This is a genomic window from Actinomadura sp. 1N219 (assembly GCF_044326405.1).
Lineage (GTDB): Bacteria > Actinomycetota > Actinomycetes > Streptosporangiales > Streptosporangiaceae > Spirillospora.
In genome coordinates this window covers 1-969 of the sequence record NZ_JBIRAY010000038.1, presented here as the reverse complement: position 1 = coordinate 969, position 969 = coordinate 1, and the positions used below count along the sequence as shown (strand labels likewise).

General features: G+C 67.8%; 1 protein-coding gene. It reads left to right on the top strand.

The window, feature by feature from the left end; genetic code table 11:
• Positions 1–50: 50 nt before the first annotated feature.
• Positions 51–969, top strand: a protein-coding gene (locus ACH35V_RS42260; RefSeq protein ID WP_395980537.1) for an IS5 family transposase whose coding sequence is annotated in 2 segments (ribosomal slippage) — positions 51–422 and positions 424–969 — 918 coding nt in all. Because the reading frame shifts where the segments join, the coding sequence is not laid out codon by codon here.

Here is a 969-nt window from a genome sequence, read left to right as displayed (position 1 = left end):
CTAGGCCGTGTCTGACAAAACACCGCCGCACAGCGGCGGTGTTTTGTTTGATGGTGTGTGTGGTCCGTCGTGGTGAGTTGACCGAAGCCGCCTGGGCGGCGATTGAACCGTTGTTGCCGGTGACCGATGGGCGGGGACGTCAGTGGCGAGATCACCGGCAGGTGCTGAACGGGATCTTGTGGCGGTTGCGGACGGGCGCGCCGTGGCGGGATGTCCCGGAACGGTACGGGCCCTGGCAGACCTGCTATGAGCGGTGGAAACGCTGGGACGGGGACGGCACCTGGGCCCGGTTGCTGGAGGCGGTCCAGGTCAAGGACGACGCGGTCGGCAACATCGAGTGGAGGTTCTCGATCGACTCCACCGTGGCCCGGACCCATCAGCACGCGGCGGGCGCGCAAAAGGGGGACCCGACCGGGGACGATCAGGCAGAGTGATCCATCAGACGGGCAATCCGGTCAGGGCGCCGGTCAGGCGATCGGACGCTCACGTGGCGGGCTGACCACCAAGGCCCATGTGATCGTGGAGGGCCGTGGCCTGCCGATGGCCATGCTGGTCACCGCCGGGAACGTGCACGACTCCACCGTGTTCGAGCAGCTCATGCAAGCCGTCCGCGTCCCTCGCCCAGGCGGGGGACGGCCCCGCACCACCCCCGAGGTGCTGCTGGCCGATAAGGCCTACTCCGCCCGCCGCATCCGCTCCTACCTCCGCGCCCGCGGCATCAAGGCGTGCATCCCGCAACCGGCCGACCAGCAGGCCCACCGCAAACGCAAAGGCAGCAAAGGCGGCCGGCCACCCACCTTCGACCCCGTCCTCTACCAGCGCCGCAATCTCATCGAACGCTGCTTCAACCGGCTCAAGCAGTTCCGCGCGATCGCCACCCGTTTCGACAAGCTGGCCAGCCGCTACCGCTCCGGACTACTGCTGGCCAGCCTCATCCTCTGGCTCCGCGAATTGTCAGACACGCCCTAG